A 16,460-nucleotide genomic window follows, 5' to 3' on the forward strand; every position below is an offset into this window, starting at 1 on the left:
CAGCTCCTCCCCCTGCCAAGGGGGAGGTTGGGAGGGGGTGGCGCTTGGCGCTACTAGCTGCTAAAAAGCAACCCCCAGCACTCACCTGTAAAATCGGAAAGGAGGGTGTCTTTTCTCTGCACCAAGGGAAAAGATATCCCTCTCCCTCTTAGAGTATTAACCGAATGGAGTTGGTGTATAAAAGTCACTCTGTGCAGTGATGTTCTATAGCTACCCGTTAGTGATTGATATCAATCAATGCCTCGGCACCATCTTGTTACGTGCCGCATACAGAACCATTATGGTTATTAGAAGGAATTAATTATGCAGTGCAAGAAAACCATGTTCGCCATAACACTCGCCCTGTTGTCTCATTCCGCATTAGCTGGCCAAACCTGCTATGAAACTGTGCTCCGCAGATAGCAAGAAAAATGCCCTCTCCACCTTATTAACGGCATTAACCACCAACCGCAAGATATATTTTTACTGGCCCACACTGACCCAATGCACAGAGAAAAACCAGCCCGCTGCCTCACCAGAATATATGGCACTGGAGTAATCTGCCAGCATATTACGATTTAATATTGGAGACAACATGGAAAAGACCATTGCCATAATAAGCATTTTATTAAGCAGCTATTCATTCGCCGGCACCCAAGGTGGCAAGGTAAAAGAGATGTAATAGTCAGAATTGATGAGCTACACTATTTTATTCTAGATAGCACAGACGCCACCAATAAACAGACTTGCGCTAGAGCTGATTACTTGGTTATAAAGAATTAAAATTCAGCTTTTAAGCCAGCTTACCCGCAATCAATCATTTAATTTATTAAAACTCAATACTTGACTGTATTATTCACCGCCTCATGCGCTAATTAATTTCAAAACAAGGATGATTTATGTCACTAAGAAAGTCATTGCTATTGCTATCACTATCATTTATGTTGTTTAGCACACAAGCATTTTGCGATTCTTATCAAGGATATGTGAGCAGCATATTTGCTTATAATGGAAAAATATTCGTCAGCATTAGTAAAGGCAATTTCGATAGCACAAGCACCTGTAATACTCAAAGTAATTTTATATCTCTTTGGTTGGACCCAGCGCAGGATTATGATAAAGCAATCATAAGCATGGCTCTGACAGCAAAGGCTTCTGAGAAGCTTGTTTGGGTTATAGGTAACAATAATTGCATCGATGGCCCATCTGGAAAGTCTGTCAAGTTGTCAGCAATGGATGTCAAAAATTAAAGGTAACTAAATAGATAGTAAATCTAATAGAGCTGAAAAGGACACCCACCTCAAACCGGTGCTACAGGTAGAGATCCTTCCAGCATCACCCGGACTGAGCGCTAATGGAGATGTTCAATGACTGGTAACAACAACCGCTACACACGTCTTTCGCAGGTAAAACGGTGAGGACGGCCCAGGGACAGTGAAGAGCGCATAAGCTTCTGATCAATGGCTAGGGATAATATAAGCTGGGGGCATTACTGTAGTGCGGTCGGCCTTAGCAAACTGCCCTTGACCTTCTGTCGGTTCGTGAGTTTGGCATGATCTGCAGCGCCCGTGACCAGCCCAATGACAGTGCCGCGTGATAGCTGCTTTATCGCCAGTTGAGACAGGAAGCTACCGCTATCAATCCCCAGGCGAGACATGATAAGCGGAATATCGGCAGCAATAGCACCTCGCTTATCTTCACGCCTTGCTCTTCCTGTCCAGTCCAGCAATTGCAGGTAATCATTCAAGGTACAGGGTAAGCTCATTGGCTCGGAAGTTGTGGTGGCAAATGGCAGCAACCAGGGGTGGTTTGCTTCGGGCTGGCCTGTCGTGCCATTTGTTTCAGCCAGCCGTTTATGTTCCACCAAGCGTTGGTGGATGGAGACGTCTGCGGACTCTTCCGGTGTGGAAACCAGGCAGGCGCGCAGTGGATTGAGATCCACATAAACCATGCAGGCCAGCAACCCGGGCTTATCCAGTATGGCTTGGGATTTAAAACGGCCTTCCCAGAATCGCCCCTTGCAACCATCTTCAAGGTTGGCCTCCCGCGCTATGTATTCATTGAGGCAGCGCATATACCAGGAAACATCCGCCAAGCGTTGACGCCACAGGGCGACCAATTTTTCTGCCACCTCGGTTTCGCCTTCTTGCGCGTTACCTTGCTGCCAGCGCTCGACAATCGCAGGGACGCGGAACAGTCTGCTCCAACGGGAGATGACCTCGTGCTGAGTCAAAGATAATGCCTTGTTCTGGTTGATATTAACGACAAGATGGTAGTGATTGGACATCACAGCATACGAGAACAATTCTATGGTGAAGACCTCAGCCAGCAGGGCCAACCGCGCCAATATCCAGCCCTTGCGGTGGCTGTAATCCTTGCCGGTCACGGCATCTTCACCACACAGAAAGGCTCGGCGCACACAGCGACCGATGCAGTGGTAGTAAGGTGTGGATGCTGGGCAGATCAATTGGCTGCGAGGTAAGGTCATCATCTACTCCAACAGAACCATCATGACCAAAGCGTAGATACTGTTTTTACATACAGCAAGTCGAAGTGGATGTCCCCCCCGGTGTCACTATGGCCTTTATGCAGGGCGAACTCGTCCATCACTAGCCGTCGTACTGCACCGGGCTCAAAGGTGCCAACACTGGCTTGTAGCCGACGCTTGTCGATGGCCTTGATGGTATGCCAGTGCAGTCCGGTGAGCTGGCTGACATGACTGATGGGCATCAACTCAAGCAAGGCCTCTACCCAGCACTGCAATCGCTGTGTGAGTCGGGAGCTGGGGGGCAACCAATCGATATGTTCAGAAACCCGACCACAGTGCAGACAGTCAACCCGACGGATGGGGACTTGCAGGCGGACACGTAGTTCAAACAGGTCACGGTCACGAACCAGGCGCATCCGGCGGTCATGGATCAATGGACAGGGCTGATGGCACTTGCCACAGAGAGGCAGGTGATTGGTGCGAGGCTCAAGAGCCAATGTAATTTGTTTGGTACAGCGGCTATGGACAGAAACGTCGTAACCTGGCCAGAACGAGGCAAAATCAATATGATGCATAGCGACAGCAGGGTGAAGGAACCGGTTTGTTTGGCGACTACCAGTTTACCCGATCCCTGTCTGTCAACTTACCTTTCCCCACGCTTCCCCCCGGTGTCAGAATAGTTGTCGCCTGATCTGAACCATTTAAATGTGAAGACTGGGGGCGGAAAAGAGTGTCGAATGATTCGTTATTCTGATGAGCGTAAAGCAGCTTTACTCAAGAAACTGTTGCCACCCATTAATATGTCTGTCGCGGAGGTGGCTCGCCAAGATGGGGTTAGCAAGACCATCCTGTATCATTGGCGCAAACAAGCCAAAGACGGAGGGGCTCCGGTGCCTGGAGACAACAAACTGACCGATGAATGGCCAGCCGAGGCCAAGTTCGCAACCGTGCTGGAAACGGCTGCCCTTTCGGAGATTGAACTCAGCGAGTATTGTCGCCGAAAAGGCCTCTACCCAGAGCAGATACAGGCGTGGCGAGCGGCTTGTGTCCAAGGCCAGCAGTCCGCTCGCGCCCAACAACAGGCGGATAAAGTGCAAGCCAAAGCCGACAAGAAGCGCATCCGGCAACTAGAGCAAGAGTTGCGTCGTAAAGACAAGGCCTTGGCCGAGGCGGCAGCTCTGCTGATATTGCAAAAAAAGCTCGATGCCTACTGGAGCAGCGTCGACGAGGCCGATTGACCTCGTTGCCAGAGCGGCAGCAATACGTTGCATGGTGGCGCGAAGCGCTTGAAGCTGGCGCCCGCAAGCATCCTGCGGCCGAGGTGTTGGGGCTGAGTCTGCGCACGCTCCAGCGCTGGTTGGCCGAGCCTGAGCTGAGTGCCGATAGGCGACCGGATGCGGTTCGCCCTACTCCAGCCCATGCCTTGAGTCCAGAGGAGCGGCAGGCCGTGCTGGACGTCTGCAATAGCCAGGAGTTCGCTTCGTTGCCGCCGAGTCAAATCGTGCCACGGCTGGCCGACCAAGGGCGCTACTTGGCCAGTGAGTCGAGCTTCTATCGCATCTTGCGGGCGGCTGACCAGCAGCACAGGCGTGGCCGGAGCCAGCCACCGCGTCCTGTGCCGGTACCAACCAGCCATACCGCGACCGGACCCAATCAAGTGTGGTCTTGGGATATCACCTACTTGCCGTCACTCGTCCGTGGCCAGTATTACTACCTCTATCTGATAGAGGACATCTACAGCCGCAAAGGGGTGGGCTGGGAAGTGCATGAGCAAGAGTGCGGTGAACAAGCGGCGGCGTTGCTGCAACGGAGCGTCATCCGCGAACAGTGCTGGAAGCAGCCACTGGTCTTGCACTCGGACAATGGCGCGCCAATGAAGTCGGTCACGCTGCTGACCAAGATGTATGACCTGGGCATCACGCCCTCGCGGGGACGGCCTCGGGTCAGCAACGATAATCCGTACTCGGAGTCCTTGTTCCGGACCCTGAAGTACTGCCCACAGTGGCCATCAGATGGCTTTGCCAGTCTGGAAGCGGCCAGAGAGTGGGTGCGCGACTTTATGACTTGGTATAACGAAGAGCACCGGCATAGCCGTATCCGCTCTTCGTCACACCAAGCGAGCGGCATCGGGGTGAAGATAAAGCCCTGCTGGCGAAACGGGATGCGGTGTATCAGGCGGCCCGAGCGCGACATCCAACCAGGTGGAGCCGAACAACGAGAAACTGGGCGCCTATCGGTGCGGTGATGCTGAATCCAGATCGGCCCGAACCAGAGCAAAAACAGGCGGCTTAAAACAGGTTTACGCGACAACTATCTTGAAAAACGCCGCTTCCGCGAAGAACCTTAAAAAAATGGGAGAGAGAGTTCGTGACCAAGGCCTCAGCACCACGTAGTTAGAGGCCTCAAACTGAACCATAAAATATGTTATCCTTAAAAGGAGTTAATTATGAAGTGCAAGAAAACCATGTTCGCCATGACACTCGCCCTGTTGTCTCATTCCGCATTAGCTGGCCAGACCTGCTATGAAACTGTACTCCGCGTCATTCCGCACTTTGATGGTGAGATCTATTTTGTTACCGACCAAACATGTAGCACCACCTGGTGCCAAATTAAATGGTCCACCGCAGATAGCAAGAAAAATGCCCTTTCAGTCTTATTAACGGCATTAACCACTAATCGCAAGATAGATTTTTACTGGCCCACGCTGACCCAATGCACAGAGAAAAACCAGAAACATGCCTCACCAGAATATATGGAATTGAAATGATCCATGGCTGTTTTATGATTAAAACAATGAGGAAAACATGAAAAAGACCATTGCCATAATAAGCATGTTATTAAGTAGCTATTCATTCGCCGGCACCCAAGCTGGCAAGGTAAAAGAGATGTAATAGTCAGAATTGATGGGCTACACTATTTTATTCTAGATAGCACAGACGCCACCAATAAACAGGCTTGCGCTAGAGCTGATTACTTGGTTATAAAGAATTAAAATTCAGCTTTTAAGCCAGCTTACCCGCAATCAATCATTTAATTTATTAAAACTCAATACTTGAGTGTATTATTCACCGCCTCATGCGCTAATTAATTTCAAAACAAGGATGATTTATGTCACTAAGAAAGTCATTGCTATCACTATCATTTATGTTGTTTAGCACACAAGCATTTTGCGATTCTGATCAAGGATATGTGAGCAGCATATTTGCTTATAATGGAAAAATATTCGTCAGCATTAGTAAAGGCAACTTCGATAGCGCCAGCACCTGCAATACTCAAAGTAACTTTATATCTCTTTGGTTAGATCCAGCACAGGATTATGATAAAGCAATCATAAGCATGGCTCTGACAGCAAAGGCTTCTGAGAAGCTTGTTTGGGTTATAGGTAACAATAATTGCATCGATGGCCCATCTGGAAAGTCTGTCAAGTTATCAGCAATGGATGTCAAAAATTAAAGGTAACTAAATAGATAGTAAATCTCATTGGGGAAATATATGAATCTTAGAGCATGTTGTTTAATAACTTTTTCTTTCCTGTTGTCGTCGAGTCTTTTCGCGAAAGAGCAAATTACAAATGGCGATCCAAAAATTAACATAGCAACGGGTTATAATGTTATAAAAAAGAAGACTAGTAGAGGAGATAAAGTTAGAATAATTGCCAAAATTAAAAACGTAGAAATAGGCAGTCCTCGTTCTAAAGCCGTACCATCAGGATTTACTCGGGCAAGTGAGCGATTAGAAGATCTCGGCATGAAGGCTCAAAGAGAACTTCCTCGATTAGGTGTATTAGTTCTTGAGGTAGATGATTATGCCTTAGATGACCTTATTAATAGTGGCATTATAGAGGACATAAAAGAAGATATTCCTGTACCACCCGCGCTAGTACAGTCTATTCATCATATTGGTGCTGATTTATCGCACAATTCAGGATTTAAGGGTAGTAACCAGGCTGTTGTAATTCTCGATACCGGTGTTGATTTGAATCATCCATTTTACGCAAATAGGCTTGTTGAGCAGGCTTGCTTTTCATCTAATACTGAAAATGCAACTAGCCTGTGTCCAAATGGACAAAAAGTACAATTTGGGGCTGGGGCTGCTAAAGATTGCTTACTTACTACAGGAATACCCAATTGCGTTCATGGTACTCATGTGACTGGCATAGCAGCGGGAGATAATGGAACTATGAGGGGGGTTGCTCCTAACGCAAATATTGTAGCCGTGCAGGTGTTTTCAAAGGTTACCGGACCAGAATGTAAAGGTAAAGCAAGCTGTTTATTGTCTTACCCTTCTGATCAACTTGCGGCGTTAGAATGGGTTCTCAATAAGTCGAACACTAAAAATATTGCGGCAATTAACATGAGCATAGGTGGTGGATCTTATACGTCTGCCTGTGATGATCATGTTCTAGCTAATACTATATCTAATTTAAGGCGTGCGGGTATTGCGACTGTGATTGCATCTGGAAATGATTCTAGCTCCACTGCGGTTAGTTTTCCAGGTTGCATATCTGCTGCAATTACAGTTGGAAGTACTACAGATACATATGACGATGTTTCACCATTTTCAAATAGTTCTCGCTTGGTCGATATCCTCGCGCCAGGCGACCTCATTACATCATCTATACCAGGTGGTGGATATGGCGATCATTATGGAACCTCGATGGCCACACCTCATGTCGCTGGCGCTTTTGCTGTAATGCGGGCAATTCATCCTAAAGCAACAGTTGTCGATATTGAGGCCTCATTAAAAGCCAATGGTGTATCAGTATTAGACACAAGAAACAACTTGACATTTCCCAGGTTGGATTTATATAAATCAGTAAGATCTTTTGATGGGGCTCCAATTTCTTCCCTAGACAAGGACTCTTATTCAGTAATTGTAAACAAAGAAACAGAGTTTACGGCATACTCTTCCTCAGATCCTAACAACAACCCTCTGTCATATATTTGGAGCTTTGGCGATGGAGTTAGTGGCATTCAAACAAGTTCAGCAAATACCAAACATACTTATAATAGCATAGGCACTTACAACCTTAGCTTGTCTCTCACAAATGGTAATAAATATTCAAATCCAGACGATATGGCATCTGTTACCGTTTATAACCCCGCTATCATATCAATCATCGCTTGTAGCTTGCTTCTTTAACCGTGTGCAAGTAAAAAGGCTCTTCGTACCTTAGCGGGAACTGAATAGGCAGGGTATCACTGCGAGGCCGCGTTGGGTTTCTGTTTGTCGGCGAAACGCTCATCACCTTAAAACGCAAAACAGAATTGCGTCCAGATGAACTGGTCACTGCACTCCTGCCGGCTTGTATCAATTCATTCAGATGCAGGAAGTAATGAGCACCTATACCCCGAAAGAGCTACAGAGGCTGGCCAAGATAGCCAGTTGATATTTTGGTTAATGTGTATAGGGTTTGAGCTAACTTGTGTAGATGCCTATGGATACAGGCGAAAAGAGTGACCCAGAAGGAGGGGTATTGCAATTTTGTTGGGAGATGGGACCGTCATTAGACAAGCCCAACTTGCTAGTTTTGTAGATCATCTTTATGAAAATAGGGGACTTATAATGTATCTTTAACAGTATCTGACCAAGATGGTTATTGGGATGAAGAAAATGCTATAGTCACTGTTTACGGTTTTTAGGCAATTTATCCCGCAATAAGCTATCTACTTAACTAATTACAACATTGTCTGAGCATATTATTGCTACGTTTTACACACAAAGCCGTAACATACACGCCAATAAATTTTTACGCAAGGATATATCATGTCATTTAAAAAGCCCATGCTGCTAATTTGTTCTCTATTGTTCAGCGCACAAGCATTTTGCGATTCATATCAGGGATATGTAACCAATATATTTGCCTATAATGGAAAGATATTCGTCAACATTAGCAAAGGAAACTTCGATAATGCAAACACCTGCGCCAATCAAAGCAACTTTATATCTCTCTGGCTAGACCCTGCACAGGATTATGATAAAACAATATTAAGCATAGCCTTGACTGCAAAGGTTTCAGATAAACTAGTTTGGGTTATGGGCAATACTAATTGCATTGATGGTCCATCAGGAAAATCTGCAAAATTATCAGCTTTTGACTTAAAGGGCTAAAATACACATCAAACGAACATAAAAATTATTAATCAAGAAGGTTTAGTAGTAAAAATAACATTCATCTATTCATTGATTGAACACCAGAACATTCTGATTAATTGCATAGAAAGCAGTATTTCACTTGGGTTTCGCTGGGTTAATTTTTCTGTGGATATTTTAAGCAAAGAATAGATGATATAGCGTTCTTATCATGAAATGCAATTCACAGCTTTTCATGTTTAACAATCTTAGGATTGGAGAAATATTCATGTTGAAACATGTTTTAATTTTGGTTTCGTTGTTTACCACATCTTTTTTTTGCAACGCAGGGACATATACCGGAGAACAAACAATTCTAGAAATTGGCTGTCACAAAGCAGACAGCACATGTTACATCAATATTAGCGGAGGTGTTTTTGGACCGACTGGATGTCAAACAAATTCTATGCGTTGGAATTCTAAGGATGTCAATGGAAACGCAGCTCTCAGTCAACTAACAGCAGCATTCTTTGCAGGAAAAAAAGTAAACTTATATGTTTCTGATTCCTGTTATGCAGCACAACCAAATCAACCAACATTCGACTTTTGGATTATCAAAAATTAAGTTCCAACTATGAACTAAAAACAATACGCCAACGAGAAGGCATATATACCTCCCAAACAAACAGCCCGCCAGAGTGACCTCTGGCGGGCTGTTTTTATTTGGCCGCAAAGCAAGCGGTTAGCGAGATCAGCGATTGCCGTGGGGCTTGACTGCTTGATTCGAGTGGCGATCGGGTGAGCGCTGGGGCTGACCACGGCGACTCCCCTCGGCGGCTGGCTTGCCGCTGTTGGCGCCACCTGCACCACCTGAGCGTCCCTGGGGACGACCTTGACCTTGACCCTGGCGTTGGCCTTGTCCGGCACGAGCAGGACGTTGACCACCTGGACGACCGTCACGCTCGCCACCGTCTTGACCCTTGCGCACCGGCTGCCCTGTGCCCTGCTCTATGGCACGCATGGTCTGGGCATCGGGCTCAAATCCGGCGATGATTTCGCGCGGCAGCTCCTGCTTGATCAGACGCTCTATGCCCCGCAGCAGCTTGCCTTCATCGGCGCTGACCAGGGAGATGGCATGACCCGCGGCCCCGGCACGGCCGGTACGACCGATGCGGTGGACATAATCTTCGGCCACATTCGGCAGCTCAAAGTTGACCACCTGAGGCAACTTGTCGATATCCAGGCCTCGTGCGGCTATGTCGGTCGCCACCAGCACCTTGACGTCGCCACTCTTGAAACCAGCCAGGGCTTTAGTACGCGCGCCCTGGCTCTTGTTGCCATGGATAGCCGCGGCGGCTATGCCCTCTTTTTCCAGGCGCTCGGCCAGACGGTTGGCAATGTGTTTGGTGCGGGTAAAGACCAGTACCTGCTCCCAGTTGTGCTCCTTGACCAGGTGGCAGAGCAACGAGGGCTTGTTCGCCTTATCAACCGGGTGTACCAACTGCTCGATGCGCTCGGCCGTACTGTTGCGCGGCGCCACTTCCACCGAGAGGGGGTTGTTCAACAGGCCAGTGGCCAGTTCGCGGATCTCCTCGGCAAAGGTGGCCGAGAAGAGCAGATTCTGGCGCTTTTGCGGTAACAGCTTGAGGATGCGGCGGATGTCATGGATGAAACCCATGTCCAGCATGCGGTCGGCTTCATCCAGCACCAGAAACTCCAGCTCGTCAAAGCGCACCGCGTTCTGGGAGTAGAGATCCAGCAGACGACCGGGGCACGCCACCAGCACATCAACGCCCTTGCGCAGCGCCATCATCTGGGGGTTGATACCGACCCCACCGAACACCACTGTGTGGCGCAACGGCAAGTGGCGACCATAGGTGGCCACGCTCTCACCCACCTGGGCCGCCAACTCACGGGTCGGCGCCAGCACCAGGGCACGAATATGGTTTGGACTCACCTTTTTCCGGGGCTGGCCCGGCTCGCCCATCAGGCGTTGCAGTATCGGCAGGGTAAAGCCGGCGGTTTTACCGGTACCCGTCTGGGCGGCAGCCATCAGATCACGGCCCGCCAATACGGCAGGAATAGCCTGAACCTGAATGGGAGACGGGGTTTCATAGCCCTGTTCGGCCACGGCACGCAACAAGGATTCAGAGAGTCCAAGAGAGGAAAAACTCATTAACAACCTACTTGAGAAATAGAGGGCAGCTCCATCCCAGCGGGACGGATGATGCCGGACAAGGGGGGAAGTCCGGCCCTTTCTGCGGAATAAACCGGGAGGAAGAGAGACTTCAATTCAATACACAGGTAACGACTCAAATCGGCACCCATGCTAACAATACGGTTTCACAGCCTATCGCGCTTCACGGCGCGGTCGCAGAGGGCGACTCACACCCGAAATAAAGCCGAGGAACTGATATGCGCCAGCAAGCTTACTCTCTTTGCCCCCCTGAGACGAGATAAATGTGATCACACGCAGCTTCTGCCGCCACAAGCAGGCCGACAGCGCCTAACCGACGCAGACCATTATTGCTACCCGCCTCTCGGCAATGGGTTAACCTGAACGCATACTCAAAGGAGCCATTTCTCTCGACAGGAACCGACTATGCAAAGCCAGTCCGTTCAACCTTGGCATGCTTTGACCGCGGCACAAACTCTGGCAGCGCTCTCCAGCCAGACTGAGGGGCTCAGCGAAGCCGAAGCCCAGCGCCGTCTGACCGAGCAGGGGCCCAACCGGTTAACTCCCCCGCTCAGCGAGAGCGCCCTGCGCAAATTTTTACGGCAATTCCAGAATCTGCTCATTTATGTATTGATAGTCGCCGCCCTGCTGAGTTGGGTGGTCGGCCACTGGACCGATGGCGTCGTCATCTTCGGCGTCATCCTCATCAATGCTCTGTTTGGCTACTTGCAGGAGGGCAAAGCCCAGAGTGCCCTTGCCGCCTTGCGCTCGCTGCTGAAGATCATGAGCGCGGTACAAAGAGAAGGCCAACCGCAACAGCTGGATGCCGAACTGCTGGTCTGTGGCGATGTGGTGCTGCTGGAGTCTGGAGACAAGATCCCCGCCGACTTGCGCCTGCTGGATGCCTATCATCTGCAGGTGCAGGAGAGCACGCTCACCGGCGAATCACTGAGCGTAGAGAAACAGACAGAAGCCTTGACGGCCGAGCTCCCCCTGGCCGAACGCAGCAACATGCTCTATGCCGGTACTCTGGTGACCCAAGGCCGGGCCAGGGCCGTGGTGGTCGCCACCGCCGATAACACAGAGTTGGGCAAGATAGGTCAACTGTTGCAACAGATCGAGCCCATGACCACGCCACTGATGGAGCAACTGGCCCGCCTGGGGCAACAGTTGACCCAGTGGATAGTGGCACTGGCGCTACTCACCTTCGGCTTTGGCTGGCTGTTTCGCGGCTACAGTCTCGATGAACTCTTCATGGCGACTGTGGGCCTAGCCGTCGCCGCCATTCCCGAGGGGCTGCCAGCGGTCATCACCATCACCCTGGCGGTCGGCGTGCAACGGATGGCGGCCAAACACGCCATAGTCCGGCGCCTGCCCGCCGTCGAGACGCTGGGCTCGGTCACCGTCATCTGCTCGGATAAAACCGGCACCCTGACCTGTAACGCCATGACAGCCCAACAGCTGATCCTCCCCTCGGGCCTGCTGCTGGTCTCCGGCTCGGGCTACCAGGCTGGGGGGGAGCTGACCCAAGCGGATGGCACCTTCCCCAGCAGCGAAGCTTGGCGTCAATTGCATGCGCTGGCTCGGGTCGGCTTATTGTGCAATGACGCCCGACTCACGGGCCCAGCTGACGCGCGGCAGGTAGCGGGAGATCCTACCGAGGCAGCCCTGCTGGTGCTGGCCGAGAAGGTGGGAGTAACCCTGACCACGCTGGATAGCCCACGCCTGGATACCCTGCCCTTCGAGTCCAGCCATGGCTATATGGTCACCCTGCACCAGAGCCGTGACACGGCGGCCCCCTATGAGCTGCTGCTCAAGGGCGCGCCCGAGCGCATCTTCCCCTGCTGCCTCCTGGAACCCCATGAGCTGACGCACTGGCAACAGCAGGTGCAACAGCTGGCCGATCAAGGGCTTAGAGTGCTGGCACTGGCGTGTCAGACACTCACTGCCCCACCCGGCCTCCAGTGGCAAGAGCGCTGGCAACCCGCGGCTGAGTGTCACTTGCTGGGGCTGGTGGGGCTGGCCGACCCGCCCCGTCCCGAGGCTCGGGAAGCCATAGCCCAGTGCCATGCCGCGGGGATCCGCATCATGATGATCACCGGCGATCATGCCACGACGGCTCAGGCCATTGGCCGCCAGCTGGGGCTGGCTCAAACCCCTGTGGTGCTCTGCGGCAGTGAGCTCGATGGCCTGGATGATGCGGCACTGGCGCAGCGGGTGATGAGTCTCGACATCCTGGCACGCGCCACCCCCAGCCATAAGCTCAGGGTGATCCAGGCGTTGCAGGCCCAAGGTGGCGTGATCGCCATGACGGGAGATGGCGTTAATGATGCCCCGGCGCTCAAACGGGCCGATGTGGGCGTGGCCATGGGCAAAAGTGGCACCGAAGCCGCCAGGGAGGCGGCGGCCATAGTGCTCACCGATGACAATTTTGCCACCCTGCGCGATGCGGTGAGCGAAGGGCGGGCCATCTATGAGAATTTGCGCCGGGCCCTGCTGTTTCTCCTGCCCACCAATGGTGCCCAGGCGCTGGTACTGATGTTTGCCATTGCCTTAGGCATCCCCTTGCCTATCACGCCGGTGCAGATCCTCTGGGTCAACATGGTCAGTGCCGTCGCCCTCTCGCTGCCACTGGCCTTTGAGCCAGCCAGCTCCTGGCTGATGCGCCAACCACCACGCCCCCGGCATGTGCCCATCTTGCCCGCCGATCTATGGCTCAGCATACTGGTCAGCGCCCTGCTGATGGCCCTGCTGACCCTGGCCAGCTATCAGGGGGCCCTGCAGCTGACCGGAGATAGCGCACTGGCCCGTACCCTGGCAATCAATGTCTTGATCGCCAGCGAAATCCTCTTCCTCATCAATTGTCGACAACGGGAGCGCCACACCTTCAACCGTCAGGCCTGGCTGGGAAACCCCAAGGTGGGCTGGGCTGTGCTGGCACTGGTGCTGCTGCAGGCGGCCCAGTGCTACCTGCCCTGGATGAACACACTGTTTGCGACCGTTCCCCTGCCTGCCATCTTCTGGCTGTGGGTGCTGCTGATGGCCGGGGGGTACTACCTCACCATAGAGGCCTTCAAGGCGCTGCTGCGTCGCTATCAGCGCAACTGCCAACCGCGCCCCTGAGCTCAGCGGCCTCTGGCTGAGCCTGGGCTTGCTGCAAAAACTGGCGGAGGAAAGGCAACTGCTCAAAGGCCTGCTGTTGGCAGGCCTGCTGCTGTTCACAAACTTGTTTGAGCAAACGCTTGGCGCCTGGTTGCCGGCGCAGATGCCGCTGGTGCAACCAGTCGTGCAGCATAGCCAGATCGGAGATGTTGCCCAGGCTCTCCTGCCACCCTTTCAGGGTGCGCAGATCACTCTGCCAGCGCGCGTCGAGCGTGACCAACCACTCCAGCAGATAGCGCAGTCGCTTGATAGCCACCCGTAACCTGTGCCAGCGCTTGGCCTGCCTGGCCCGTTGCGGACGGTTTAGCGGCTCGACCAACTCGCTCACCAAGTGCAGGTAAAGCCTGTGCTGAAGCAGCAACAACGCCTTGCAGCTCCCATGATGATCCGCCACCTGCTCCCAACGCCAACAGCCGAGCGCCAGCGCCTCGACCAGCCCCTTGAGCCAGGCTGGCGATACCGGCTTGGCCGCGACCTGTTCGGCTTGTAGCCTGGCTATCAACTTGGCTGGGGCCGAGAGCTGCTGCAACTGAGTGAGTAACACCTGGCTATCCCGGGCCCGATTACTGGCTTTGAGCTGGCGGCCAATCCGGTTGCGCTGAGTGGGGCACTCCGGCGTCAACAGCTCCAGCAGCGGCCAAGCCACCTGCAGCCGCCGCAAACAGACCCGGTAGTCATGCAACGACTCTTCGGACCAGGCCTCACCAGAGCATAAGGTGGTCAGCGTCTGCTGTTGTTGGTGTAAAAAAGCGTAGGCATCCGCCATAGTCAGTAGGCCCGAAAATCGGGGAATGTGCCGCTCTCTTCCGGGCAGGGTTGACACACCAGATGTTCCACCCGCGCCGAGCTGGGCCCAGACTTGAGCCAATCGAGCATCTTGACTACTACCTCCTCACTACCCTCCACTACGACTTCGACCCGACCATCGGCAAGGTTGGTCGCTCTCCCCTTTAGCCCCAGGCGCTGGGCCTGCTGGCGGGTGAAATAGCGAAACCCCACCCCCTGCACCAGCCCGGACACCACGATTTTCAAGGTTATGTTAGACAATTTGTGATCCCTCTTGTGCTGGTCACCCGCTAAACTCTCTACAATGAAAACATTTTCTTCGTAGGATAAAAGTATGAAAGCATTAACATTGCGTTGGGTTGACCAATTTCTCATCCAGCTCAGCATCAAGGAGAAATTCCTGATCCTCTTCTGGCTGCCCATCATCGCCATTCTCGGCATCACCCTGTTCAGTATGAGCCAAGCCAAGCAGATCCGGATCTATGACGCTATCGCCTCCTTGGAGAGTCAGGTGCAGACCACGGCTAGCCAGGCCACGGGGCAAACCAGCCTACCCGTCGGCTTGACGCGCAGCATCACTGCTCAGGCGGGCAAGCAAGTGCGTGGCGAGCTCGTCACCCTAGCCGCCATCACCCCCCAGGGCGATTATGTGACCGGGCAACTCAACCTGGCCCACTACTCGCTGTTTGACCACCAAAAAGCGACCCTGCTCTTCATGGTTCTGGCCATCGGCATGTTGGGCCTCATCTCCTACTACCTCACTACCTTTGTGCAACGGGCCATCTTCGCCATTAACCAGGCACTGAAACTCGCCGCCGATGGCGATCTGACCCAGCGACTCAACTTCATGGAGAGCCGGGATGAGTTCAGCCTGCTGGCGGCTAACCTGGACCGACTGACCCTGCGCCAGCATGGCATGGTCAAGCTCATAGGCGAGAGCGCCGATGCCTTGGAGATGTTTGCCGATGAGTTTCGCTCCGCCGCCCAGGAGGGGGAGTCCGTGGCTCAGCATCAGCGCCAATACTTAGACTCGCTTGCCACCGCCATGGAGCAGATGACGGCCGCCATTCGGGAAGTGGCCCGCAACGCCAACGACACCTCACTGCAGACCCGCCAATCCAGCGAAGAGGCGGTGCATGGGGCCGCCAGCATCAATCGCACCATCAATGCCATTCAGGGCCTGGCCGATGAGATAAGCCAAGCCTCCAGTGCCGTTGAGCATCTGACGCTGCGCGCCAACAAGATTAATGAGGTGGTCACCGTCATCAACAGCATCTCGGGTCAGACCAACCTGCTGGCACTCAATGCCGCCATCGAGGCCGCCCGGGCCGGTGAGCAGGGGCGCGGCTTTGCGGTGGTAGCCGATGAGGTGCGAACCCTGGCCGGTCGCACCCAGAAAGCCACAGTGGAAATACAGAAGATGATAGAGGAGCTGCAAACCGGTACCGGCAGCCTCAATGACATAATGGAAAAGACAGTGGTCAGGGCAGCCGAGAGTCGGGAGTTGATCAGTGAAGTGGGCCAGGAGATAGAGCGGATCGCCAGCTATGGGCAATCCATGTTCGAGATGAGCGTCCAGATCGCCACCTCGGCCGAGGAGCAGAGCTCGGTCGCCGCCGACATAGCCCACAATCTGGATGAGGTGCGCCAACAATCCCTGCAAGTTGAGGAGTCGGCCGCCAGCACAGTCGCCGGAACCAGCAACCTCAAGATCACCGCCCAGGAGCTCACTAGCCTGCTGCACGGTCTTAAGGTTTAACCATTAGCCCATGACAATAAGGCCACCTAGGTGGCCTT

General features: G+C 52.6%; 12 protein-coding genes and 2 pseudogenes. 9 read left to right on the forward strand and 5 right to left on the reverse strand.

Translation table 11 applies throughout. From position 1 onward, the window contains the following. Positions 1 to 878 precede the first annotated feature (878 nt). The gene (locus ACZYTD_RS04605) at positions 879 to 1,229 is read left to right on the forward strand and encodes a hypothetical protein (protein WP_463889784.1); all 351 of its coding nucleotides are present in this window, start codon (positions 879 to 881) and stop codon (positions 1,227 to 1,229) included. Positions 1,230 to 1,468: 239 nt separating this feature from the next. Here ACZYTD_RS04605 and ACZYTD_RS04610 read toward each other — a convergent pair whose 3' ends face one another. Then, entirely contained in the window at positions 1,469 to 2,470 is a 1,002-nt protein-coding gene (locus ACZYTD_RS04610) for a transposase (RefSeq protein WP_463889786.1), read from the reverse strand. A gap of 86 nt (positions 2,471 to 2,556) precedes the next feature. Then, a pseudogene (locus ACZYTD_RS04615) lies at positions 2,557 to 3,042 on the reverse strand (helix-turn-helix domain-containing protein); the annotation flags it as partial. Between the two features lie 162 nt (positions 3,043 to 3,204). Between ACZYTD_RS04615 and ACZYTD_RS04620 the strand changes: the two are divergent. From ACZYTD_RS04620 to ACZYTD_RS04645, 6 genes and pseudogenes are all read left to right on the forward strand, one after another. After that, positions 3,205 to 4,759: pseudogene (locus tag ACZYTD_RS04620) on the forward strand (IS3 family transposase). Between the two features lie 154 nt (positions 4,760 to 4,913). Beyond that, the gene (locus tag ACZYTD_RS04625; RefSeq protein ID WP_463889788.1) at positions 4,914 to 5,234 is read left to right on the forward strand and encodes a hypothetical protein; all 321 of its coding nucleotides are present in this window, start codon (positions 4,914 to 4,916) and stop codon (positions 5,232 to 5,234) included. A gap of 341 nt (positions 5,235 to 5,575) precedes the next feature. Further along, positions 5,576 to 5,920, forward strand: coding sequence for a hypothetical protein (locus ACZYTD_RS04630; RefSeq protein WP_463889790.1), 345 nt, complete (start codon positions 5,576 to 5,578; stop codon positions 5,918 to 5,920). A 39-nt stretch (positions 5,921 to 5,959) separates the two neighbouring features. Beyond that, complete coding sequence (locus ACZYTD_RS04635) at positions 5,960 to 7,609, forward strand: S8 family peptidase (protein ID WP_463889791.1); 1,650 nt, start codon at positions 5,960 to 5,962, stop codon at positions 7,607 to 7,609. A 624-nt stretch (positions 7,610 to 8,233) separates the two neighbouring features. Continuing rightward, positions 8,234 to 8,578, forward strand: a complete 345-nt coding sequence (locus ACZYTD_RS04640; protein WP_463889793.1) for a hypothetical protein — start codon at positions 8,234 to 8,236, stop codon at positions 8,576 to 8,578. 250 nt (positions 8,579 to 8,828) lie between these two features. Next, the gene (locus ACZYTD_RS04645; protein WP_463889795.1) at positions 8,829 to 9,164 is read left to right on the forward strand and encodes a hypothetical protein; all 336 of its coding nucleotides are present in this window, start codon (positions 8,829 to 8,831) and stop codon (positions 9,162 to 9,164) included. 126 nt (positions 9,165 to 9,290) lie between these two features. Here the strand turns inward: ACZYTD_RS04645 and ACZYTD_RS04650 are convergent, their stop codons facing one another. After that, on the reverse strand, positions 9,291 to 10,715 hold the full coding sequence (locus ACZYTD_RS04650) for a DEAD/DEAH box helicase (protein WP_463889797.1): 1,425 nt from the start codon (positions 10,713 to 10,715) through the stop codon (positions 9,291 to 9,293). A 426-nt stretch (positions 10,716 to 11,141) separates the two neighbouring features. Between ACZYTD_RS04650 and ACZYTD_RS04655 the strand changes: the two genes are divergently transcribed. Then, the gene (locus tag ACZYTD_RS04655; RefSeq protein ID WP_463889798.1) at positions 11,142 to 13,838 is read left to right on the forward strand and encodes a cation-translocating P-type ATPase; all 2,697 of its coding nucleotides are present in this window, start codon (positions 11,142 to 11,144) and stop codon (positions 13,836 to 13,838) included. Here the strand turns inward: ACZYTD_RS04655 and ACZYTD_RS04660 are convergent. Then, positions 13,789 to 14,700, reverse strand: a complete 912-nt coding sequence (locus ACZYTD_RS04660; protein ID WP_463889800.1) for a CHAD domain-containing protein — start codon at positions 14,698 to 14,700, stop codon at positions 13,789 to 13,791. The genes ACZYTD_RS04655 and ACZYTD_RS04660 overlap by 50 nt on opposite strands. Beyond that, positions 14,646 to 14,924: an acylphosphatase gene (gene yccX, locus ACZYTD_RS04665; protein WP_463889802.1), complete on the reverse strand. Its 279-nt coding sequence runs from the start codon at positions 14,922 to 14,924 to the stop codon at positions 14,646 to 14,648. The genes ACZYTD_RS04660 and yccX overlap by 55 nt, the downstream gene beginning before the upstream one ends. 73 nt (positions 14,925 to 14,997) lie before the next feature. Here yccX and ACZYTD_RS04670 point away from each other — a divergent pair, with 73 nt between their 5' ends. Further along, complete coding sequence (locus ACZYTD_RS04670; protein ID WP_463889804.1) at positions 14,998 to 16,422, forward strand: methyl-accepting chemotaxis protein; 1,425 nt, start codon at positions 14,998 to 15,000, stop codon at positions 16,420 to 16,422. The last annotated feature ends 38 nt before the right edge of the window (positions 16,423 to 16,460 follow it).

Source organism: Pseudaeromonas sp. HNCC25DJ180, assembly GCF_055413345.1.